The organism is Olavius algarvensis spirochete endosymbiont, assembly GCA_900608495.1.
GTDB lineage: Bacteria > Spirochaetota > Spirochaetia > DSM-2461 > DSM-2461 > UBA2779.
The window spans coordinates 38,514-61,190 of sequence record UWYT01000194.1; the positions used below are offsets into that span (position 1 = coordinate 38,514).

General features: G+C 44.3%; 17 protein-coding genes, 2 tRNA genes and 1 other RNA gene. 2 read left to right on the plus strand and 18 right to left on the minus strand.

Going from position 1 to position 22,677, the window contains the following annotated elements; genetic code table 11:
• Positions 1-6 precede the first annotated feature (6 nt).
• The 15 genes from S1OALGB6SA_RS05795 to S1OALGB6SA_RS05865 form a co-directional block, all read right to left on the minus strand.
• Positions 7-1,056 (minus strand): rod shape-determining protein, encoded by a 1,050-nt coding sequence (locus S1OALGB6SA_RS05795; protein WP_037561586.1) that lies wholly within the window; start codon positions 1,054-1,056, stop codon positions 7-9.
• Positions 1,057-1,076: 20 nt separating this feature from the next.
• On the minus strand, positions 1,077-2,003 hold the full coding sequence (locus tag S1OALGB6SA_RS05800) for a tetratricopeptide repeat protein (RefSeq protein ID WP_124032843.1): 927 nt from the start codon (positions 2,001-2,003) through the stop codon (positions 1,077-1,079).
• A 3-nt stretch (positions 2,004-2,006) separates the two neighbouring features.
• Positions 2,007-2,355: RNase P RNA component class A (gene rnpB, locus S1OALGB6SA_RS05805), an RNA gene on the minus strand.
• 166 nt (positions 2,356-2,521) lie between these two features.
• Entirely contained in the window at positions 2,522-3,319 is a 798-nt protein-coding gene (locus S1OALGB6SA_RS05810; RefSeq protein ID WP_037561590.1) for a zinc ribbon domain-containing protein, read from the minus strand.
• Positions 3,320-3,330: 11 nt separating this feature from the next.
• On the minus strand, positions 3,331-5,190 hold the full coding sequence (gene rpoD, locus S1OALGB6SA_RS05815; RefSeq protein ID WP_124032844.1) for an RNA polymerase sigma factor RpoD: 1,860 nt from the start codon (positions 5,188-5,190) through the stop codon (positions 3,331-3,333).
• The gene (gene dnaG / locus S1OALGB6SA_RS05820; RefSeq protein ID WP_124032845.1) at positions 5,183-6,952 is read right to left on the minus strand and encodes a DNA primase; all 1,770 of its coding nucleotides are present in this window, start codon (positions 6,950-6,952) and stop codon (positions 5,183-5,185) included. The genes rpoD and dnaG overlap by 8 nt, the downstream gene beginning before the upstream one ends.
• Before the next feature lies 1 nt (position 6,953).
• Positions 6,954-8,072 carry an endolytic transglycosylase MltG gene (gene mltG / locus S1OALGB6SA_RS05825; protein ID WP_052079954.1) on the minus strand — a complete coding sequence of 373 codons (1,119 nt, stop codon included), beginning with the start codon at positions 8,070-8,072 and terminating at the stop codon, positions 6,954-6,956.
• Positions 8,073-8,122: 50 nt separating this feature from the next.
• Positions 8,123-9,076, minus strand: coding sequence for an MBL fold metallo-hydrolase (locus tag S1OALGB6SA_RS05830; RefSeq protein ID WP_037561593.1), 954 nt, complete (start codon positions 9,074-9,076; stop codon positions 8,123-8,125).
• Positions 9,077-9,196: 120 nt separating this feature from the next.
• Positions 9,197-9,277: transfer RNA gene (locus S1OALGB6SA_RS05835), tRNA-Tyr, on the minus strand.
• A gap of 11 nt (positions 9,278-9,288) precedes the next feature.
• Positions 9,289-9,362: transfer RNA gene (locus S1OALGB6SA_RS05840), tRNA-Thr, on the minus strand.
• A gap of 77 nt (positions 9,363-9,439) precedes the next feature.
• Positions 9,440-10,936: a glycogen/starch synthase gene (locus S1OALGB6SA_RS05845; RefSeq protein WP_037561595.1), complete on the minus strand. Its 1,497-nt coding sequence runs from the start codon at positions 10,934-10,936 to the stop codon at positions 9,440-9,442.
• Complete coding sequence (locus tag S1OALGB6SA_RS05850; RefSeq protein ID WP_124032846.1) at positions 10,933-11,313, minus strand: chorismate mutase; 381 nt, start codon at positions 11,311-11,313, stop codon at positions 10,933-10,935. The genes S1OALGB6SA_RS05845 and S1OALGB6SA_RS05850 overlap by 4 nt, the downstream gene beginning before the upstream one ends.
• A gap of 33 nt (positions 11,314-11,346) precedes the next feature.
• The gene (locus S1OALGB6SA_RS05855; RefSeq protein ID WP_124032847.1) at positions 11,347-12,087 is read right to left on the minus strand and encodes a CAP domain-containing protein; all 741 of its coding nucleotides are present in this window, start codon (positions 12,085-12,087) and stop codon (positions 11,347-11,349) included.
• A gap of 30 nt (positions 12,088-12,117) precedes the next feature.
• A complete protein-coding gene (locus S1OALGB6SA_RS05860; RefSeq protein WP_124032848.1) occupies positions 12,118-12,462 on the minus strand; it encodes a histidine triad nucleotide-binding protein in 345 nt (114 codons plus the stop codon).
• A gap of 52 nt (positions 12,463-12,514) precedes the next feature.
• The gene (locus S1OALGB6SA_RS05865; RefSeq protein ID WP_230204446.1) at positions 12,515-13,036 is read right to left on the minus strand and encodes an 8-oxo-dGTP diphosphatase; all 522 of its coding nucleotides are present in this window, start codon (positions 13,034-13,036) and stop codon (positions 12,515-12,517) included.
• 113 nt (positions 13,037-13,149) lie between these two features.
• Between S1OALGB6SA_RS05865 and fusA (S1OALGB6SA_RS05870) the strand changes: the two genes are divergently transcribed.
• Positions 13,150-15,189 (plus strand): elongation factor G, encoded by a 2,040-nt coding sequence (fusA, locus tag S1OALGB6SA_RS05870; RefSeq protein ID WP_037560650.1) that lies wholly within the window; start codon positions 13,150-13,152, stop codon positions 15,187-15,189.
• Positions 15,190-15,283: 94 nt separating this feature from the next.
• Entirely contained in the window at positions 15,284-17,308 is a 2,025-nt protein-coding gene (fusA, locus tag S1OALGB6SA_RS05875; RefSeq protein WP_230204447.1) for an elongation factor G, read from the plus strand.
• 29 nt (positions 17,309-17,337) lie between these two features.
• Here fusA (S1OALGB6SA_RS05875) and S1OALGB6SA_RS05880 read toward each other — a convergent pair whose 3' ends face one another.
• From S1OALGB6SA_RS05880 to mfd, 3 genes are read right to left on the minus strand one after another with little or no spacing between them, the layout of a single operon-like run.
• On the minus strand, positions 17,338-18,690 hold the full coding sequence (locus S1OALGB6SA_RS05880) for a citrate/2-methylcitrate synthase (RefSeq protein ID WP_124032849.1): 1,353 nt from the start codon (positions 18,688-18,690) through the stop codon (positions 17,338-17,340).
• The gene (gene trmB / locus S1OALGB6SA_RS05885) at positions 18,687-19,367 is read right to left on the minus strand and encodes a tRNA (guanosine(46)-N7)-methyltransferase TrmB (RefSeq protein WP_052079698.1); all 681 of its coding nucleotides are present in this window, start codon (positions 19,365-19,367) and stop codon (positions 18,687-18,689) included. The genes S1OALGB6SA_RS05880 and trmB overlap by 4 nt, the downstream gene beginning before the upstream one ends.
• Before the next feature lie 26 nt (positions 19,368-19,393).
• Positions 19,394-22,603 (minus strand): transcription-repair coupling factor, encoded by a 3,210-nt coding sequence (gene mfd / locus S1OALGB6SA_RS05890; RefSeq protein WP_230204449.1) that lies wholly within the window; start codon positions 22,601-22,603, stop codon positions 19,394-19,396.
• Positions 22,604-22,677 lie beyond the last annotated feature (74 nt).

The following is a 22,677-nucleotide window of genomic DNA, read 5'->3' on the forward strand; positions in this document are numbered from 1 at the left end:
CAATCCTTAGCTACCTAATGCATCGTAAAGAACACCATTACTGCCACGGCCTTTTATTAGCTCGTAATACCGGCCGGCACCTATTGCAACACATAATAGCGGATCTTCCGCAAGTATTACTGGAACTCCGGTTTCCTTTGACAGTAGTTTCGGCAGTCCTTTGAGAGTAGCCCCTCCCCCGGTCATAACTATTCCTCTTTCGACTATATCTGCCGCAAGTTCAGGGGGAGTTTGACCAAGCGTTTTTTTTACCTCTTCCACTACCGCATTGATGGGGCCCTGGAGCGCCTCCCTGAGTTCGACGGAATCCACCTCCAGACGTCTTGGGAGACCGGTTATCGCGTCCATGCCCTTAATCTCTACCTTTTCTATAACCTTATCAGGCGATGCGTTGCCAATTTGCATTTTGAGTCGTTCAGAGGTTTGATCGCCAATAATCAAGTTATGCACTTTTCGGGCATGCTTGATGATAGCCATATCAAATGCGTTTCCTCCCTGTCTAATCGCATTAGTTACTACCATACCACCTAGCGAAATTACGGAGATTTCAGTTGTGCCTCCGCCGATATCGACAATCATATGTCCTGCAGGTTCAAAGATTGGGATTTGCGCGCCAATAGCTGCCGCAAGGGATTCGCCAATAGTTCTGACTTCTCTTGCTCCGGCCTTGTATCCGGCCTCTATCACTGCACGCCGTTCAACTTCTGTGATACAAGATGGAATTCCCATAACGATTCTAGGTCCTCGAATTAACCAGCGTTTACTCTGAATCTTTCCGATAAAATACTTAATCATTTTTTCAGTAGTTTCAAAATCCGCAATAACTCCATCGCGTAGAGGTCTTATCGCAATTATTTCTCCATGAGTTTTCCAGAGCATCTGTTTTGCACTATGACCTACCGCAACAACTTTTCTCGTTCCACGTTCCACTGCCACAACCGACGGCTCACTACTAACAATTCCTCGATTGCGTATGTAAATCAGAGTATTGCAGGTGCCAAGGTCGATTCCAATATCTGACGTAAGGCCACCGAGAAGTTTTTTTCGGCCGCTCATTTCCTCTTCACCATACTCACCTAATCATATAACCGATGTAGCGCACCAACATGATCGGGGTTTATTCTAATCACGAGAAGCCACGCGTTTCTCGCCTTGATGTTCATTCCCAACTGGTAATAAATCTCACCCAAAGTGAATTGATAATCCTGGTTATTCGGTTCGATATCCACTAATATCTCAAATACCTCTTTCGCCATTAAAAAACTACCAATATCATAGTAGAGTTGTCCTAGATGTAACAGTGCTCTACTTTTTAGTTCCTCGTTTTTTGTAGTACTGATAGATCGTTTATAGTATTCCACTGCGCTTTCATACCTGCCCAGCTTTGAGGCTTCATCACCGAGCGTTATCAGGAGCCGATCTGTAGGATGTGTTTCGGCTGCCAATTCGTACCAGAACTGGGCGCTTTCAACATCACCTAGCATAGAATAAGCCTTACCCATAAATTCGAAACTATCGTCTGCTTTGTATCCCGAATCAAGTGAAGCCTGGAGGTAATAGATTGCCAAATCAGCCCAATAGATTCCTTTGAGCAAATAGGCCTTTCCGAGGGTGTAATCCACTTGCTTCGAGTTACCTGTATCGCCTATAGCCTTGAGTAAGCGTAAATAAGCGATAGACATATCAAGATCCGAATTGCGCTCTTCTGCGGATAACCTTGCAATCGCGAGATGAAAACGTGAAAACCCAGCATACAATAATGCGTTTCTATCCAGAGGGTGTTCTTCCAAATCTTTCTCCGCAATTGCGGCAACTTCAGTATAGTTTTCAAGCTCCCACAAATCAGCAATCGCAATGGGGCCATTGTCTCCCGAAATATTGGATTTTTTTCTAAACAGCGAAACTCCCTTGCTAAGCGCTAAATAGACTAACACCGTGAAAGATAGGAGTGCTAATCCTGCATATAAAGCTCCTCTTAATTTTTTTCGTCTGCGTCTTACCATATGAAAAAAGACAGGCCGGTAAGCCGAGTTCTGTTTACGGTCGCCATATATCTGTCTTCGCCGTCGCCGACGCAATAATGAGCGATCTACCCGCAGGTATTGGGCGGGGAATCCACCTGCTGCTTAATCTTGCTCCGGATGAGGTTTACCTCGCGACCTCTGTTACCAGGTGGCCCGGTGAGCTCTTACTTCACCTTTTCACCCTTACTCGAAAAGAAATCTCTTCCAAGCGGTATATTTTCTGTGGCACTGGCTGTCGCCAAAAAGTTGGCGCCCGGGAATTACCCGGCATCCTCCCCTGCGGAGCCCGGACTTTCCTCTAGATTATTCTAGCGGCGACCCGGCCTGTCTACTTCAGTCCTCCATACACCGGTCACACCGGCTAAATCCTCACAATTCTAATCTCTAGTAAATAATGATTCCATATCAAATCGTCAAGATTAGTTTGAATCTCCCGATTGCTAAGACTACAAGCAAGGTCCTTAATCGAGTCTGCATCAAGAATACCCTGTCGAAGTCTACTTAAGCTCTACATTGTCATTAATCAGATCCGCAAGTCCTCCCACATTCGCATTGTCGAAATCATAGGATTCTGCGGTTTCTCCGATGTCCTCTTCCCAAAAAAGTATTCGACTGCAATAGGGGCAGAATTGTATATCCTCACTACCTCGAATATCATTTACGAACTGTGCTGGGAGTTCCATATGACAACCACTGCATACATTGTTGGTTCTTACAGGTACGATACCAACTCCAGACTTATTGCGGATGATTCGCTGAAATTTAAAGAGCATCTCATCTTCCATATCAGGAGTTATCTTCTTTTCTTCCTTTATAAGTGTAGCCAGTTGCGATTCCTTATCACTGGTTTCGGCTTGTATTTTATCGCTTTCAGAGTTAAGCTCTTCTTCCTGCACTTTTATCATCTGTTCATCTCTTTCAAGGGAAGCCATCATCTCGTTCATGTCTCGCTCTCTCTTCTGAATTTCCCGTCGGAATCTTTGCTCTCGTTCAGATGAGTCACGTATTTCCTTATCAAGGGCTTCATACTCTCGTTGAGTTGTTATAATATCCATTTTTGTTTCGGATTTTTCCCTCAAGCGCTCGGCCTCAATCATCTCGTGATGCAAGCGGTCGATCTCCTCTTTGATTGCTTCAAAATCCTGATTCTTACTGACATATGTCTTTTTTAGTCGATTCAAGATTTCCTTTTTTGTTTCAAGGGACTTAGGAATTTCAAGTATTTCCCGCTCTATAGCATATTTTTTTGAAAGTATTTCCTGCAATTGTTGCAAATTTCCAAAAGTTTTTCCCATAATTTCCTCTCCTATTGATTTCCAAGATAGTCCTTAAGCTTTCGGCTTCGTTTTGGATGTCTTAATCGACGCAGAGCTTTAGCTTCAATTTGACGGATTCTCTCCCTGGTAACGTTGAAGTACAAGCCTACTTCTTCAAGAGTAAGAGAGTATCCATCATCTAAACCAAATCTCATTTTCAGAACTTCCTGCTCCCTTGGTGGGAGAGTTACCAGCACTTCCTGCATCTGTTCCTGAAGAATGCGGAAAGCAGTTCGAATAGCTGGGTTTTCAACTTCCTTATCTTCTATGAAATCGCCCAGAAGAGAATCTTCTTCTTCTCCAATAGGCGTCTCAAGGCTAATAGGTTCTCTGGCTACATTTTTTACAGACTTCACTCTGTTTATCGTCCAACCAAGTTGATCCGCCACTTCCTCATCGGTTGGCTCTCTCCCCTTCATCTGCGTTAGCTGTCTCGATTCACGGACAACTTTGTTGATCTGTTCAATCATGTGGACTGGCACGCGGATTGTCCGAGCCTGGTCTGATATGGATCTAGTTATGGCCTGACGAATCCACCATGTGGCATATGTGGAAAACTTATAACCCTTCCTATACTCAAATTTTTCTACAGCCTTGATCAAACCAATATTTCCTTCTTGAACAAGATCGAAGAAATGCAAACCACGGTTAGTATACTTTTTGGCAATGCTAACCACCAAACGCAAATTTGCCTTGATTAGGCGGTCTTTAGCCGTTTTCATCATAATACGACCGTGAACAATCTCTTTTGCCATCTCAAGTATTTCTTTAACGGGGGCCTCAAAATCGATTTCCAAAGCTCTCAAATTCTTCTCAGTGACTCTAACCTGCCGAATAAATTCTTTTATTTCGTCCACACTTAAATCAAGTCTTGATTCAATTTCTTCTCGTTCGTCGGATTTTGTCAATCCTCTTCCAATTGCCCGTATTTCCTTCATGGATCGAACTCCAAGAGTCCGTCCGATTCGATATTGTTTCTGTTGATATTGCTTTATCTTCTTAACAGCCGCGGCAAAAAGGTCGGCAAATCTAACGATTTCCTCCTGATGGATAGCGATTTTAGATATATCTGCAAGTAATGCTTCACGTTTATTAAGCAGTTTTCTATCCGTTAAAACCGTACCGTTAGTTGATGCTATTCGAATTTTTAAGTCCATATACTGTTTCAACGGCGTAATTAAATTTACAATCGAGTCTTTGTAGAACTGATTAATCCTTCGTCTTTCCGCCAGGAAATCGCTAATCTCCTTCTTATTGGCATAGTTCACACTAGTTGTTTCCGTTTTGTTAGATGTCTTCTGGGCAAGCTCATGGAATTCAGGGATTAACATTCCGGAGGTTTTCAGCGCTCTTGTAATGATGTTTTCTCCCTCCTCCATTTGTTTGGAAAGGCTTACTTCTTGTTCGGCGGTAAGAAGATTCTCCCTGCCTATTTCTCTCAAATAAAGACGTATAGGATCATCTACCGAGGTATCTCTATCGTTGCTTATAAGCTTTCTGGGCTGAGGAACCGAAACTATCTCGTTTTCTATTATTCTTTCTACACTGTTATCACTATCACTTTCGTGTTCTCTGTTGGATTCCTCATCTAAATCAGTTTCGATACTCTCATCCAAGTCGCCGTCTTCCTCTTTACTTCCCGATGTTTTCTCTTCGCCCGTGACTAACCTGGTATCCTCGGTAATTTCAACTCCAGAGGCTTCTAAAAGCGCTATTATCTTGTTAATTGAATCAGTTTTGCTTAATTCATCAGGTAACCAATCACTAAGCTCTTCAAGACTGATAGTCTTATTCTTTTCAGCATGCTCCAGGAGTTTAGAAATTACTGGATTGGATTCGAGTTCAATCATTCTTACCTAACCTGATACTCAATATTTCTTTGTCTATCGCCTTTATACGTGACATACGGGCGATATCCTTCAGTTCGCTCTCATTGCCGCTTACTGACAGGCCCCTTATCAATTCCGATCGCTCTTCATTGAGCCATTTTGTTCTCAAAACACGGATTTTTTCGATAATAGTCTTTTCGGCATTTTTATCATAAATTCCCGCCGCTTCATTTCCGAGTATGTATTTTTTAACCTCTTCATCATTCAGCAATGAAATTATTGACTCCGTTCTTAACTTCCTATCATTGGCATATAACTCGTCCATAACTCTATAAACTGCCAAAGCTCTGCTATTCCTAAGCATTTCGGGGGGTAAAAGTTGTCTTAGGGTCTTGAAGTGCTCCGTTTTTACGACAACAGCCGCCATCAGGTATAACTCGTCATTGACTGGAACAGATTCAGATTTTTTTGTAAAAGAAATCGGTCGCTTTTTCCCCTGTTGGTAGCGATACTCTCTTATAACTGTAACAGGATCCGCTTTAACAGTATCCGCTAATTGCTTTAAATACGCTTCCCGTCTAACTTCGGAGTCCACAGCCTTCAAATAAGGTGTCAGTTTGCCAAGGATTTCCTTCTGAAACTCTCCGTTTACACCCGGTCCATTATTTTCAGCGAAGGAGTCTAACAAATAGCTAAAAAAATTTGTAGACTTTTTAGCGATTTTCTTTAATTCAGCAACGCCTTGTGAGACCAGAATATCGGCTGGATCTGAATCAACTGGCAAACTGACAGCATTTACGAGTAAGCCAATGCTTTCAGCAAGCATAGCTGTTTTCATTGCAGCAGTTTTGCCAGCTTCGTCTCCATCGTAGAAGATTACTATAGAATCCGCATAGCGGCTGATAATCCTAGCTTGATCCATGGTGAATGCTGTTCCAAGCGGGGCTACAACTTCCCCTATCCCAGCCTGTGCGCATGCGAGAACGTCCATATTTCCTTCGCAGACGAGGGCATTTCGATTCTGTCTAATGCTCCGCTTTGCTTGAGCCAGTCCATAAAGTTGCTGGCCTTTTTTGTATATCGTGGATTCCCTCGAATTGATGTACTTTGAGGCGGTCTCATTTAATACGCGACCACTAAACGCGATCACTCGTCCAGTATCGGGCATTACGGGAAACATTATTCTATCGACAAAGAAGGACCATCTGGTCGATTTCAGGCTGAATAAACCTGAATTGGCGAGAAATTTTGGCGAATAATTTTCTTTGAGAAGGTAGTTGTACAGCCACTCCCCATCTGAAGGGGCCCAGCCGATATTGTAGATTTCCGCAATTTCTTCACTGACACCGCGTTTGGATAAGTAAGCTCGAGCGTGCTTTGCCTCCGGACTGCTTTGTAGAAGCCATCTGAATATGTTTGCAACCTTCTCATATAATTCCTCAAGAGCTGCTCGATTATTGCTGTTAGTTTTGGAAACAAGATTAGTGTTTGGTAACTCGATTCCTACTTTTTCCGCCAGTAAACTGAGAGACTCAGGGAAGCTTAAACCCTCGATTTCCATTAGAAATCGAAATACGTTACCACCTTTTTGACATCCAAAGCAGTAATACAGGTTGGAATCGGGGTTCACTGAAAAGGATGGCGTTTTTTCTGTGTGAAATGGACAAAGTCCCCACCATCGATTGCTTTTATGCGATAAGTCAACATACGACCCAATAAGATCCAAGATATCTACTCTTCGACTTATTTCGTCTATCAAGGTTTGTGGGATTATGCCAGGCATATCAGTCTTTGACTACGTATTGAGTCAAATAGACGCTTCTCGCATCCAGGTGCTCATCATAATTTCGGGTAAATGTATGCGTGCCGGCTCTGGCATTCTTCACAACAAAATATAGAACATCGGAATTTGCAGGGAAGAAAGCTGCGTTCAGGGCGATACGACTTGGTGCTGATATGGGCCCTGGTGGCAATCCCTGGTCATAATAAGTGTTATATGGGGACGGAATTTCAAGATACTGTTCAAAAATACGCCTATTAAATTTCAAATAATCGTTTCGGAATGGAGCACCTGCATCTGTTTCTTCGATTGTGTACACTACAGTTGCACATGATTGCAGAGACATTCCTGCAAAAATTCGATTATTAAACACTGCAGCTATCAAAGAAGCTTCCTCTTCGACTCGATATTCACGTTCGACAATAGACGCTAAGATAACCTTTTCATGCAACTGCGTTGGCGTAAGTTGAACCCATGACGAATCTATCTCATCCAGGATTTTGAAAAATCTATCTGCCATCATCTTAACCACAAGTTCGGCGGTTTCCTTCGAATTTTCTTGGCTTTCCTCAATTGGAGTCTCAATTTTATAGGTATCGGGGAACAGGTAACCCTGTAAACCTCCGGGATTCACCCTTATTGGATATTCTGCTGCCATATCGATAATAGCTTGTTCCACATCACTGTATTCTGCGAGTCCACTATCTTGAATCCTTTTGGCAATCCTACTAGAAGTAAGTCCAGGAGGGATTGTTAGTGTAGTATAGACAAGATTGGACCCCCGAGTTGTAATTATGCGAATAATCTCGGATGGTCTAGTTCCTAAGTTTATCAGATATCGCCCTGCAAAAAACTGTTTTGTGATTCCGAGACGATGTTGAATGCGATAACGCAAAACCAGGTATTGCTGATTATTGATTAAACCTTTGTTCTTGAGGTTCTCGGCCACAGTTGCAATTGTATCTCCGTTTCGAATAGCTATCTCAACCGCGGTTTGTGTGCCAGAGGCGCTGGTTGGAGAATTCAGTATCACGAAGTACATAGTTGCCGCGAGAGATATTAGAATCGGGATTGAAATCAGCAATGCAAACAGAATATTTCGGATATTAGAACCACTTCCCATTTATACCCCTAAGTCAAATTATATGGCTACCATCCAAGATGGCCTGCTTGTTACAGCTCCAGAGTATAACCCTCCCTTGCCAAATCAATTATAAGTGATTTGGCATTCTTGTGTTCAAGGCGCTTGTCAAATAACTGCGCCGATTTAAGTATATCTTCCATGGTTGCATCAGAATTCAAGGGATCGTGATGAAACAGATACAGTCTCCGTATGCCGAATTCCCTAACGAATTCAACCGCGAGACTGTATGAGGAGTGGCCCCAGTTATATTTCTCTATCGCTTCACCAAGCGTGTATTGAGTATCCAACACGATTGCATCGACATCCTGGAAATAATCAACATTTTTCTGCGTCCGCTGGAAGTCTTTCTCGGTCAACTCGGTGTCAGTGGAGTAAATAAAAGATTTTCCCGACTCTGACACCTTATATGAACTGCAGCCATTTGGGTGATTTCTGTGTATCCATTCAATTTCAGCGCCTCCAAGTGTGAGTACCTCGTCTTTTTGCAGGGTTATAAATCGGATTTCTGCGGCAAAGCTATCCCAGCCAACCGGATGGAAGGGCGCTACCATGAATTTCTTGAGATTTTGCTCCATGGCCGGGAATGGACTGTAGAATGTCACTCTTCCTTGAGGATCATACATCGGGCCAAAATAAGGTAACCCCAAAAGATGATCGTAATGGAAATGTGACAGGAAGATGTGATACTCATCAATGCTCTCGCGGGTTTTTTTGATCCTCTGTTCCAAGTCTCTAAGCCCTGTGCCAGTATCGAAAATTATGGTTATATTCTCATTGGTTCTAAGCTCAATGCAGGCAGTATTTCCACCGACGGTTCCAAAAAGCTCGGCAGGGAGCTTGCTTAGGAATCGTTGTCTAGTTTCTGGACTGTGCAGATGTCCCGGCCTGACACGTTGAAAAATAGCGGCAAATCTATTCCGAAGCTCTTCAGGGCATAAAGGTGTTGGACTAGACCCTCGCACTCCCCAAAATCGAACTGTCATAGCACCTCCGATGGATTATGGTATCCTATGGGGTTTTGAGAATATCAAAACTTCACGAATGGACGCTTCTTCCGCATTTTGCACCCGTAAATAGAGGGTCCCGATGGGGATTCTCCACTTTGGGGAGAGAAGGATTCGAACCTTCGAAGCCGAAGCAACAGATTTACAGTCTGCCCCCTTTAACCACTCGGGAATCTCCCCATTTCAACGGCAGCCATCTGTCGGATTCGAACCGACGACCCCGAGATTACAAATCACGTGCTCTGGCCAACTGAGCTAAGATGGCAATCTGAAAGCATAGCAGGTAATCAGAAAGGAAATTACCACCCGTGTATCAAAGTGTCAACAGGTGATGAGCGTCAATTATGTCCAATGCTTATTTCGTATTTTTTCATAGAGTGGAAGATATCCTCGCTCAAGAACCTTATCCCAGGTACGTCGTCCATATATCGCCTTTTTTGCGATTTCCCGCATCAGTGACAACCGTCGTTTGTTTTCACATTCACCCGCGATAGCCACTTTGAAAACTTGTGCCAGACCATCCTTCTTTTTTGGGGAATACCTGAAGCCGTCAATATTGTGTCTGACTTTTTTAAGTCCACCTACAGATCGTACTATTGGCAGGGCACCGAGAAGTTGTCCTACCATATCGATTTGCCCACAGGGCTCCCACTCCGAGGGCACTACTATGAATGATGAGGCGGCAATTAATGCTGAAGCCAATTTGGCGCTGTAACCGTTTAGGAATGTCCACTCGAAGTTTGATTCTGCCGTAGTTTTAATAGCATTTTCAATATCCTGATTGCCCTGACCGTGGATTATAAGCCTATATGGATAATTCATTGCTTTCAGTTTAGCTGGAAGCTCGAGCAGAGAAGCGATTCCCTTCTGCTCGGTTAAACGACCGTGGAAGAGCACCCAAGGTGCATCGGTTTCGGGATGGGCACCGTATACACGTATATTTGTCAGCTCCTGGGCTTCAAGCAAGCGGCATACAGCCCGGCGTAGTGAGTGCTTAGCGTATAATGGATCCAAATCAAGGTTGTACAATTCTTTTAGCCAGTAAGAGACGTCAATTCCATTATATACTCCCTTTAGTGGTATTTTCCGACTTCTGTAGGTGGATCCCAGCTTGCCGGAATGTCTGTCTGTTCCACTGATTAATTCGCGGGAATACTCCGGTGAGACAGTGTTAATGTGCCCGTGTGTGCCGGCTATCAGCAGGGGATTTACCTTTCCGTCTATAATTCCATCCACAAAATCATCCTCCTGAATGCCTGTAAGCCTGCTGGCGATTCTTGGAGTTGCGATTATTTGTTGATAAGCTATCCCCGCATTGTGGATTGTAACAAGCACGCCGGTTTTGCCAAGTAAACCTTGAACTCGATATTTCCTCATGAAAAGTGTAAGAAGTCCCGTGTGACCATCGTGCCCGTGAATGATATCGGGAGCTTCGCCCTCTCGAATTATGCCTTGGATTGAGGCGGCCTGGAGCACAGTGTTCATTTCATGTACATCGAGGTGACCTTTGCCAATCATACCGGGGGTTGGAGCGTCACTTTCGGTATAAGTGTAAATCCCTTGTTTACTGCTAAAGTATTCTGAATCAAGTAAACGTATTTCAATTGCTTCGATTCTGAAACCAGATACACTGACAATATGACTTCTACCATTTACTGTCAGGGAAACATCGTAAAGATGCTTCCCTTTTTCAACGAATGCATAGCGGGGGATGAAGACTGTAACCTTGATTTGTCTTTTGGAGAGTGCGTTGGCAAGTCCGCGAACTGCATCCTTTATTCCACCGGCACCGGCGATGCCCTCGAACTCTCGTGCTATGAGGCAAACATTGCGTATCATATTTTGTCGATAGTTTTTGGTCTGAGTTTCTGTGCGGCACCGAGATAAAGTGGTTTTGTCATTTTGCTGCCTCGCCAAGTCCGCCAAGTTATCAGGATTCGCACTGTACGCGGTAGACTATCTTCTATCACGGGCTCTTGAGAACAAAAAAGGGGAACGTGATTGAATTCTGGAATCGCTTCCCTTAAAGCGGCAGCGGCATTTTTCCTGACTAAATCGGAAGTTTGGGTTAGTTGAACGCAAATTATCCTTTTTGCTGAAATTCGGTTGAGGTTGCATAGTGAATTGACTAGATTACCAACCGATTTCACCATTTGATTCTGTTCTTCGGCACTTTCCGGTATATCTATGGCGCCTCTAACGGCAGTTATGTTCATCTAATCAACACTATCCAATTAATGTCAGGGTCCTTATGGAATTTTAACCAACAAAAGATCCGCCTGCTCCGTGAATCCAAATTCTGTAACTAACAAGAATATTGGAATCACACTGCCCTCTCGCCATGGCCGGGGAGTTGGAAAAATAAATGTCGTTTGCTTCACGCCCAGTCCAGCCAATATAGGGCCAGTTTCATTTCCTCCTATCATTATGGATACTGTTGGAGGTGGGATGCCCTCGGGGGACACTAACTGGCCCTTCAAAACAGCAATTTCTCCATTAATCTCGAGGGATGAATTCTTCCACCTGGAATTACTGAAGATTGCAACCAGTACTATTCGCCCCTTATCCGTTTGAGCCTGGCCGCAGCCAATTCTATACCATTCAGGATTAAGAAGATTGCTGCGATGGGATGGGCTTTTCATCCAGCCAACCAAAATGGATTCAATGGAATCTCCTGCTCCGAGGTTCTCTCCAGCCTTAGTACCAGTCCCTCCGGCAAATCGATATCTTTCGGCCACCCTTTCTCCATTCAAATTGCGATGACTTAGTAGTTTTCTTCGAACAAGTTCCTCGGCGTGAAGAGTCGCCGCATGTGATGAGGGTTCTTCATAAACCAAGGCATGCAAGCCCTCGCTAATTCTAATTCTATTTATCGCACTAAGTACAATATCAATTGCGTCAGTATCCGAAACAGAAAAATCGGTTGCGTTTATTACGGTTTGGCTGATAAAGGAAACCATCAGCAGAACAATATTTTTTTGTAGCATCATAAGAAGTCACTGAGCTGTGGATTTGGCGCGTCAACCTGGCGGCCAAGCAAATCTGCGGCCCGCCAAAATGTGTGCGTGAAAATATTCCACCGCCTGGCCGCTATCACGACCATTGTTAATCACTACTCGATAACCGGAATCATCAAGATTCAGTGATGTAGCCACTTTGGAAATCGCGGAAAAAAAGCGTCCTGTTTCCTCGATGGGTCTACTTGCTATTTCTGTAAATCTCGCGAATTTTGCCTTGGGGATGACTAAAATATGTACAGGGGCCTGGGGATTGATATCTCGAAATGCGAGTACCTCGTCATCCTCGTACACTGAATCTGCCGGCAAGTCGCCGCTCAGAATTTTGTCAAAAACAGTCTCGTGCATCTAAGTTTCCCCCTTTGAGGCCTGATATTCGGGCCTATACTGAGTCGCTTCGCTATATGAGGTTTTCAATTGAAGCCTCGACATCCAGACTCATACTGATAGCTGTTTGGTCATTGAAGACAAAGCGGCCACTGAAATACCTATCGGCCAACAACTGAGGGAGCCATAGAACGTCATCCACCCACATTTTATCGTATGGAATTGAATCCTCACCACACCAAAAAGGAATTGCCTCAGTTGTTTCAAGAGGCCTGCCAAACCAGGTTTCTGTTTGGAATACATAGCCCTTTATGGAGTGTCCATTCGTGAACTGGAAGCACAAATCACCCGAATATGACAATTCTTCCACATGGATGTTCACCTCTTCACGTGCCTCGCGTACAGCGGCCTGCTCTGGTGTTTCACCTCTTTTTATTCTCCCTCCAGGAGCATTTATCAAACCAGCGCCCAGTCCCGTTTTTTTGTGAATCAACAAGACTTGTTTATCCATACGTTTTCGTACAAAACATAGGACTGATTCCTCAATAGGTATCCACATGCCTGGGACTATTTCTCTGGCGCTTTTCACTTCCATTAGGTTACTTGAGTTTCCACTGCTCATCAAGTCTGGCTTTGTTAATTCCGCGTTGCTTCCTTGACTGGGTATGTGATAACCTCGACTTCGAGTCGTTTTTAGCGGAGCGAGATATGGTGGAGAACAGTGGAGCCATTCGCAATATTGGGATTATAGCTCACATCGATGCCGGCAAGACAACAACAACAGAGCGAATGCTTTTTTATACACATAAAAACCACCGAATAGGCGAAGTTGATGACGGCACAGCTACTATGGACTGGATGACCCAGGAACAAAATCGAGGAATAACCATTGTTTCGGCCGCAACAACTTGCTATTGGAACGGTGCAAAAATCAACATAATCGACACGCCCGGGCACGTTGATTTTACAGCTGAAGTGGAACGTTCGCTTAGAGTGCTCGATGGAGCTATCGGCGTGTTTTGTGCTGTCGGTGGTGTCGAACCTCAATCCGAGACAGTATGGCGACAGGCTGATAACTATGGAGTGGCGCGCATTGTTTACATAAATAAAATGGACCGGGTAGGAGCGGATTTTGCTGCTGTCATAGAGGAAATTCGAGAAAAACTGAATTCAAACCCGGTGCCAATAGCTATCCCCATTGGAGCGGAATCTGACTATGAAGGCAATATCGATCTCATAGAAATGCGTGAACTGCATTGGAATCAAGAGGACAACGGTGAAAAAACCGAGTACCGCGATATTCGCGATGAGCATAAATCCATGGCGAAACAATGGCGTGAAGAATTATTGAATACTCTCTCGTCCTACAGCGAAGAAATCACAGATATGTATCTTGAAGGGAAACCCGTTGATTCAGAGACAATAAATAGAACACTGAGGTCTGCCACAATTGCCAACAAACTTGTTCCCGTGTTAGCCGGTTCATCCTTGAAAAACAAGGGCGTCCAGCCATTACTAGATTCAATAATAAACTACCTCCCCTGCCCCGGAGAACTTGGGCCTGTTGCTGTGATGCATGCTAAGAAGAACGAAGAAGTGACTATTCCCAGAACCGTATCGGGTTCTCTCAGCGCCCTGGTTTTTAAAATCCAGTACGATAGAGAAATGGGAATGCTAAGCTACCTCAGAATATATTCGGGAGTTCTGAAATCCGGAACCAGTGTATTCAATGTGAATAGAAGAAGCCGCGAACGGATTAATCGTCTATTGCGTATGCACGCAAATAATCATGAGCAAATCACAGAACTGAGGGCCGGTGATATTGGCGTCGCTGTGGGATTGAAGCTTGCTCGCACGGGTGAAACCCTGGCTAGTGAGGTGCATCCCCTATTGCTTGAAAACATGCAATTCCCGGAACCGGTTATCTCCGTAGCCATTGAACCGAAGTCCATGAGCGATCAGGATAAGCTCCGTAGTTCCCTAGAGAATCTTCGCAAGGAAGATCCAACTTTTGAGGTTAAAGAAGATAAAGAAACCGGACAACTGATAATTTCCGGGATGGGAGAACTCCACTTGGATATACTGGTAACCAGGATATCCGACGAATACAAGGTGAATGCAAACGTAGGGAAGCCTCAGGTTACCTATAGGGAGTCAATTACCAGGCCCCGAGAGCAAAGCGAAAAATATCAAAGAACCCTTGCAGGCAGGGAACACGAGGCCTCGTTATGCATCAAAGTTGAACCACGTGGTCGAGGTGAAGGAAATTTTTTTGAATCTGCTCTGTCTAAAAGTGAGTTGCCGAAACAATTTCAAAATGCAGTACAAAAAGGAATAGAAGCATCCTTTCCATCGGGAATAGTTATGGGGTATCCCTGCGTCGATATCAAGGTTACGCTCGTAAGTGCTGCCTTTCAAGAAACCACGGCTAGTGAAATTGCCTTTGAAACCGCTGCTTCTCTAGGATTTGAGACAGCGTGCAAGAATGCTTCACCAATACTCCTGGAACCCATAATGGAAATCGATGTCATGTGTCCTCGGGAACAAGTAGGTGATGTCATCAGCAATCTGAGTCAGAAAGGTGGACATGTGGAAAGCATGGAATCCAGACCCACTTATGAATTAGTGCGAGCCAAGGTTCCGTTAGTGAATATGTTTGGGTATTCAACAGTACTAAGAAGTCTAACACAGGGACGTGGGAACTTCTCAATGGAATTCAGCCATTTTGCCAAGAGACTTGAACGCTAGTCATCGAGAATAATTGACGGCAATATCTTGGTTTCAATTGACGGCTGATTGAAGCTATCGTAGGATATCTATGCACAATGAACAGGAGGCGATCGTGGCACTGAAGAACATCCGTAATGTTGCAATTTGCGGTCATGGAAACTCTGGGAAAACATCCTTAGTTGAGCAGATGATGTTTCAGGCAGGTGTGATTCCCAAGGCCGAAAGTGTCGAAAGCGGACGCACTGTAAGCGATTTTCACGAAGACGAAGTTAAACATAAATTCTCAATCCATGCGAGCCTGATGAAGTTGCCATGGCAGAACTCCAGGATTAACGTTCTTGACACTCCAGGATCCTCTGATTTTGTAGGAGAAGTAGTGTCTTCATTTAGAGCAGCGGAAACAGCAGTGATGGTGATAAGCGCCCCAGCGGGAATACAAATTGAAACCATCAAACTTTGGCGCAGGCTGGATAATCGAAAAAAGCCAAGAGTGATTTTCGTGAACAAGATGGACCAGGATCACGCCGATTTTCAGAAATCTTTGGAGAGCATAAAGGAGACGTTCAAGATAATAGCTATACCCCTCAACTTACCACTTGGCGAAGGTTCATCTCATAGCGGGATAGTAGACATCCTGCACATGAAATCAAGCGGAGCTGGAGGAGAAGAGATTGAAACACCCTCGGACAAAGAGATTGCGATTTGGAGGGAAAAACTGATCGAAATGGCTGCTGAAGGGAACGATGAGCTTACCGAAAAATTTTTCGACAATGGCATCCTCGAAGGTCCGGATATTTTAAAGGGACTAAAGGAAGGGATGGCAGACAATACCTTTGTTCCGGTATTATGCGGCTCTGCAACCACAGGCACTGGTATTGTGGATTTACTGAATGTCCTAGCCGAGCTATGTCCGATGCCAGGGCATGAAAATGAACCTCAGGAATCTGGCGTATCGATCCCGTACGACGACTCCGGGACTTTTTCGGGTTTCGTATATAAAACCGTAATAGACAAATTCTCGGGCAAGATAAGTTATCTCAAGGTGATAAGCGGTGTGCTCAGACCAAGTGAGGTGATAAACATTCGAGTTGGGAAAAAAGAACGCATAACAAAAATTTTCAAAGTAAATGGCAAAAACCTTTATGAAACTCCGGAGCTGATCGCGGGTGATTTGGGCGCGGTTGTAAAACTTGATTCCGTGCACACAAATGATACAATCGCTGTTACTGCCAATAGCATTCATTACAAAAACCTTGCCTTACCCGTCCCTGTTTACACGTTGGCTATCAATGCAGAAGCGAAGAGAGACGAAGACAAGATGAACGATTTTTTGCATAAGGTAGCTGAGCAAGATCTTACATTCACGATTAAATTTGATGAAGAAACAAAGGAAACCATCATTTCGGGAATGGGAGAGATGCACATAAACAACATCTTTGAGAAACTGCTGAATGAGTCCAAAATTCGAGTTCAGACGCGCAAGCCAAGGGTACCATATCGAGAGACAATTACGAGAAGCACTGAAACCGAATACACGCACAAGAAACAATCCGGCGGGCACGGCCAGTATGGAAAGGTGTTCATAAGGATAAAACCTCTGCAAAGAGGGGAAGAATTTGAGCTAACTAATGATATCAAAGGCGGTGTTATAAGTAAGGGCTATCTCCCGGGGATCGAAAAGGGTCTCCGAGAGGCAATGACAGAGGGGTTTCTTGCAGGGTATCCGATGGTGGACATAGGAGTGAGTGTATACGACGGCAAAGAGCATTCAGTGGACTCCTCGGAAATGGCGTTTAAACTTGCGGCCAAGATGGCGTTGAAGAAAGCATATGAAAGCGCCGGTCCTGTTCTTCTGGAGCCGTTGATAAACCTTACCGTGTTTGTCGAAGACCAATACCTCGGAGAAATACTTTCAGATCTCTCAGCCAGGCGTGCGCGGGTTCAAGATCAAACTCCGATTGGAGGTGGAATTCAATGCGTGAGGGCAATTGTACCTCAGGGTGAACTATTGACATATGCAATTGATATGAAAGCGTTGACATCCGGTACGGGTGCCTACGAACTCGAATTCAGTCACTACGACATGGTGCGTGGAAAAATCGCGCAGGATATCGTCAGTGCAAGTTCGAACAAGTAGCCGTCACGATCTCTTAAATTCTCACGATACTAGCTTCGCTCCGCTAATGGCGTGTAGGGTCTGCTCTTGGTTATACTCCGGTAAGCTGGCCGGATTATTCTGCCTCCTGAGAGAGTCTCTTCAATCCGGTGTGCGCACCACCCGACAATTCTGGATACCGCAAACAAGACGGTAAACAAATCTCGTGGTATGTTTAAACAACTGTACGCAAATCCTGAGTAAAAATCGACATTGGCACTTATATCTTTGTTTTTTCCCGTCACCTCGGAAAAAACCCTTGGAGTGACTTTCTCGACAATTTCATAAAGTCTGAACTCATCTCCTAAGCCGATTGAATTAGAGAGTTCGAAGATCTTTTTTTTAAGCAGTTCAGCCCGGGGGTCCGATTTGGTGTAAACCGCATGTCCCATTCCATACACTAGGCCGCGACGATCGAAGGCTTCCTTTCTCAATATCTTAACAATGTAATCACTTACCTCTTCCTCATCGGTCCAATCCCTCACCTTATCCATTATGTCCTGCATCATGATACGTGCCTTTTCCGCCGCTCCACCATGAAGCGGTCCTTTCAGAGAACCTATTGCGGCGCTTATGGCTGAATATGTATCAGTGCCAGTTGATGAAACGACATGTGTTGTGAATGCGGAGTTGTTCCCACCACCATGTTCCGCATGAAGAACTAGAGCAAGGTCGAGAATTTCTGCTTCCAATTCTGAATACGACTGGTCTTCCCGTATCAGCATTAATAGGTTTTCGGCTGTTCCCTTGTTCTTATCCGGGGCATGAATAAAGAGGCTCGCACCATTGAGATAGTGATTCTTAGCCTGAAACGTGTATGCCGCAATCAATGGGAACCTGCTAATCAATTGTACGCTTTGTCTCAAAAGGTTTGCGGTTTCAATACTATCCGGAGACGGATCAAACGAATACAACGATAATACTGCCCGTGCCATCTTGTTCATAAGGTTCTCACTGGGAACCTTAAGTATCACATCTTCCGTGAAATGCTCCGGCAGTGTACGCAGAAACCCAAGTTGCCTGGTAAAATCGTCCAATTCTTGTTTTGAAGGAAGATTTCCGAATAACAGAAGAAATGCAGTCTCTTCAAAACCAAAGCGCTTCTCGTCTTGAAATGCACTGACAATATCCCTGATATCCATGCCCCTGTAGCTAAGTACACCAGAAACGGGTGTTCTCTCACCTTCATCAATGATATACCCGTGTACCTGGCCTATTTCTGTAAGTCCGACCAGAACCCCGGTACCATCGTTGTTGCGCAGTCCCCTTTTTACCGAGTACTCCCCATACAATTCAGGAGGTATTCGATTTTGTTTGTCAGCGATATCCGCAAACTTGGCAAGGAAGGTATCAGTTTCACTCATAGCTTATCTAATTCAAAGATAATATCACGAATTTTCCGATTTGTGACAAGCCCCCGTTCTTCAAATCTGGTTGAAGGACGATAACTTGGTTTTGGCGACCACTTTTTGTGACGGTTTCTCAAACCTTCAGTGTTTTCGAGCAAATTATATATTTCCTCGGCATAAAACTCCCAGTCTGTCACGATATGGATATATGCCCCGGGTTTCAATGCACGAACAAGCAATTCAATGAAGCCAGGTTTTATCAGTCTCCTTTTCTGATGTTTTCTTTTGGGCCAGGGATCCGGAAACCAGATATGAAAACCGTCCACACTCCTTTCCGCAAGCATTTCTCTTACCACCTCGACAGCGTCGTGTTCAATTATGCGGATGTTTTTAAGATTTTCCTGATTTATCCACCAGAGCAGCTTCCCGATACCAGGCTTATATACTTCTATTGCCAATATGTTCCAAGCTGGGTGCTCCATAGCTAATCTTCTGGTGGCTTCACCCATCCCAAAACCAATCTCAACTATGAATCGACTGGTATAGGGGCAGTTTCCACCCCAATTGATTTTTGCCTTCTTGAAAGGGAGTATCCAATCAAGTGCATAGTCGCAATAGGCCTTTTTTTGGGCTTTTGATATTCTGGAGCCCCGGAGAACATAACTTTTTACAAAATGCGACTTATTGGACACAGTACACAGTGAGGAAACTCATAGATTTACAGAAGAGATTCTAATCTTTCCCTGATGAATATCGACTTCCCCTTCAATCCCACATTCCCGGTTTCAAGTAATAGACTATCTGGTTTGGAGGGGTTCAGCTTCACCCTGCCACCGGAATTCCCAATCATATTCATAACTTTGTCAACCGAAACAATTGATAGTCTCCCAAACTTAACCTGAACTACTCCCTTTCTCTCCTTAAGGCTGATAACTCTTAATTTCTTGCAGATTATCCTGATTTCCGCAATCGATATCAAGCTACGAACCTCATCTGGCAATGGTCCAAAACGGTCGTTAAGCTCACAATTTAGCCGTTCAAGTTCGCTCTCCTTCTCGACGGCCGCAATTTTTTTGTAGATATCCATCTTTGCAGACTCATCAGTGATATATTCATCTGGAATAAATCCCGAATATTCAAGTTCTAAGTAAGTTTCGCTATTTTCATCTCTCTGCAAACCCTCAGTCAATTTTCGAATGGCATTCTCCAGGAGCTTTAGATATAAATCGAATCCCACGGAGTAGATATCACCCGACTGCTCGGCACCTAACAAATTGCCGGCGCCACGAACCTCCATATCCTTCATGGCTATCTTAAAACCAGATCCGAGTTCCGTATGATTACTAATAATTTGAAGTCGCTTCATCGACAATTCGCTGATTTGCCTGCCCTCAGGATAGAACAAGTATGCATACGCGATACGATTTGAGCGACCTACCCTTCCACGCAGCTGATATAGCTGACTGATACCGTACATATCCGCTCGATCGATTATCATTGTATTGACATTGGGAATATCGATTCCATTCTCAATAATTGTGGTGGAAATAAGCACCTGAACAGCTCCATGAACGAAGCGATACATTACGTCTTCAAGCTTACTGGCCTGCATTTGTCCATGGGCAATTCCTATTATTACCTCCGGCACCAAGTCCTCCAGAAATTTTTTCATTTCCTCAAGGCTTTCAATTCGATTGTGTAGATAGTATACCTGCCCTCCCCGCTCAACCTCGTTTCGGATCGATTTACTAACGAGCTCCGGTTCAAAGTGCTGAATAAATGTCTCGATTGGACGCCGATTACTTGGTGGAGTTTTGAGCAGCGATATATCTCTTATCTTGACAAGTGACATATGCAGGGTTCGAGGAATCGGAGTTGCAGATAGTACAAGGCAGTCCACTGAGGTCTTCAACTCCTTAAGTCTTTCCTTATCCTTGACACCAAATCTTTGTTCTTCATCAATTATTAATAAACCAAGATTTTTAAAACTCACATCATTCGAGAATATCCTGTGTGTCCCAATTACAATGTCAATCTCTCCGCATGTAAGCTCTTTCGAGACTCTCTTCCGTTCGGTCAGTTCCACTAGGCGACTGAGCATGGCAATCTTCACCGGAAATCTCCTAAACCGTTCACTAAAATTCTCATAGTGTTGTTCAGCCAGAATAGTGGTTGGACAAAGATAGGCCACCTGCTTCCCACCCATAACGGATTTGAATGCAGCTCGCATTGCAATTTCCGTTTTACCATACCCAACATCTCCGCATACTAGTCTATCCATGGGTCTTGGGGATTCCATATCGTCTTTTACTTCCCTGATGACTGTTAGTTGATCGCTGGTTTCCTGCCACGGAAAAGCTGCTTCAAAGCTCACCTGAAAATTGTCGTCCTTTGGAAATGCAAACCCACTAATCATCTGTCTTCGAGCATAGAGCTTAACCAGCTTGTCAGCCAGATCAACGACAGACTGCTTGACTCGGGTCTTTCTTTTCTCCCAAGACGAACCGCCAAGTTTATCCAATTTTGGCTTCCCGCTCCCTATATAGCGCTGTATGAGATTAACCTGTTCAATGGGGATGAATATCGTTTCCTCGTTTCCATAGAGTACGGCAATATAATCCCGTTCCGAACCGATTGTCTTAATCCTCTTTATACCTAAAAATTGCCCAATCCCATAATTGATGTGTACAACCAGATCGTCTGGTTCAAGGTCTACAAAAGAATCGATTATACTGCTGTCCACCTTACTGACAGACTCTGCATGTCCATTCTTGCGACCAAATATTTCATTTTCCTGAATTGCCAGCAATTTCGATTTCGGAAGCATAAAGCCGGTGGACAGAGAGGCGGGGATAACGTGAACAGCCTGTATCCCTCGCAACAGATATTCAATTTTCCTGGCTTGAGATTCGCTTTCAGCAAATACATAGATTTCGAAACCTGCGTTTCCAAGTCGATCGAATTCCTCTATCACAAGGTGGATATTGCCAAGGAATGAATAACCAGGTTCGCATGTAAAATCATAAATTTCTGAATAGCTTTCCTTGCGAAGCGAATGTATGTAGAAATTCCTCTCAGAGTTCCTTTGAAATATTTTGAAATCAGTTATCTGAGTATCAGGTGTCGGCAGGGATAGAGCCTGCTCGATGCCCCTCTCGTAGAGTTCCTTATACTCTTTACGCATGCCGGCTTCGGTTATTTCAAGTCGTTGGCAATCCAGGAATACACTTACTGAATGATCGGGGAGATAGTCTAACAATGTGCTGGCCTTGTCGAAGGCCAGCGGATAGAATATCTCCTCACCACGCCAATCTCTTTCCGTTCCCAAGGTTTCAATAACCTCGTTGAATTCTCCATCAGGGAGGTTTGATCTAAGCGTGGAAATTGTTTCCTTATCCCAAACCACCTCTCGTAAAGGATGTAAAGTGATCTGATTCAACGAGGCAGTGGAAACCTGGCTTGAGAGATCAAAACGCCTTAGTTCGTCGATTTTGTTCCAGTTGAATACAACTCTAACTGCTTGCTCCTCGCCCAGGATGGCAATGTCAACCACCTCTCCACGCAGAGCAAATTCGCCAGGCACACTGACTCTGGATACTCTTGTATACCCAAATCTTTGCAGAGTTGTCGCCATCTCGTCTGTGTCTATCTGTCCGCCGACACTGAGCTCTATTAGAGAATTTCGAATCGACTGAGGCGGCGGTAAAAGCCCCAGTGCAGCTCTCAGTGTAGTTACCAGTATTTTGCAGTTGGCGGAGACAAGTTGCGTCAGCGCAGATACACGTCTCCCGAAGATTTCGGCTTGAGGCGAAACACCTCTATATAGCATTGAGCCCCACCATGGAAATTGCACAACTTCGGAGGTGTACAGGGATAGATCGGATACCAATGAGTCAGCCTCGGTTTCATCAGCCGTTATAATCAGCATGACTCCTCTTGTTATGCCTGCGAGCTTTGAAAGTATCATAGCTCCCCATGGCCCCTGAACTCCTTTTGCCTGGA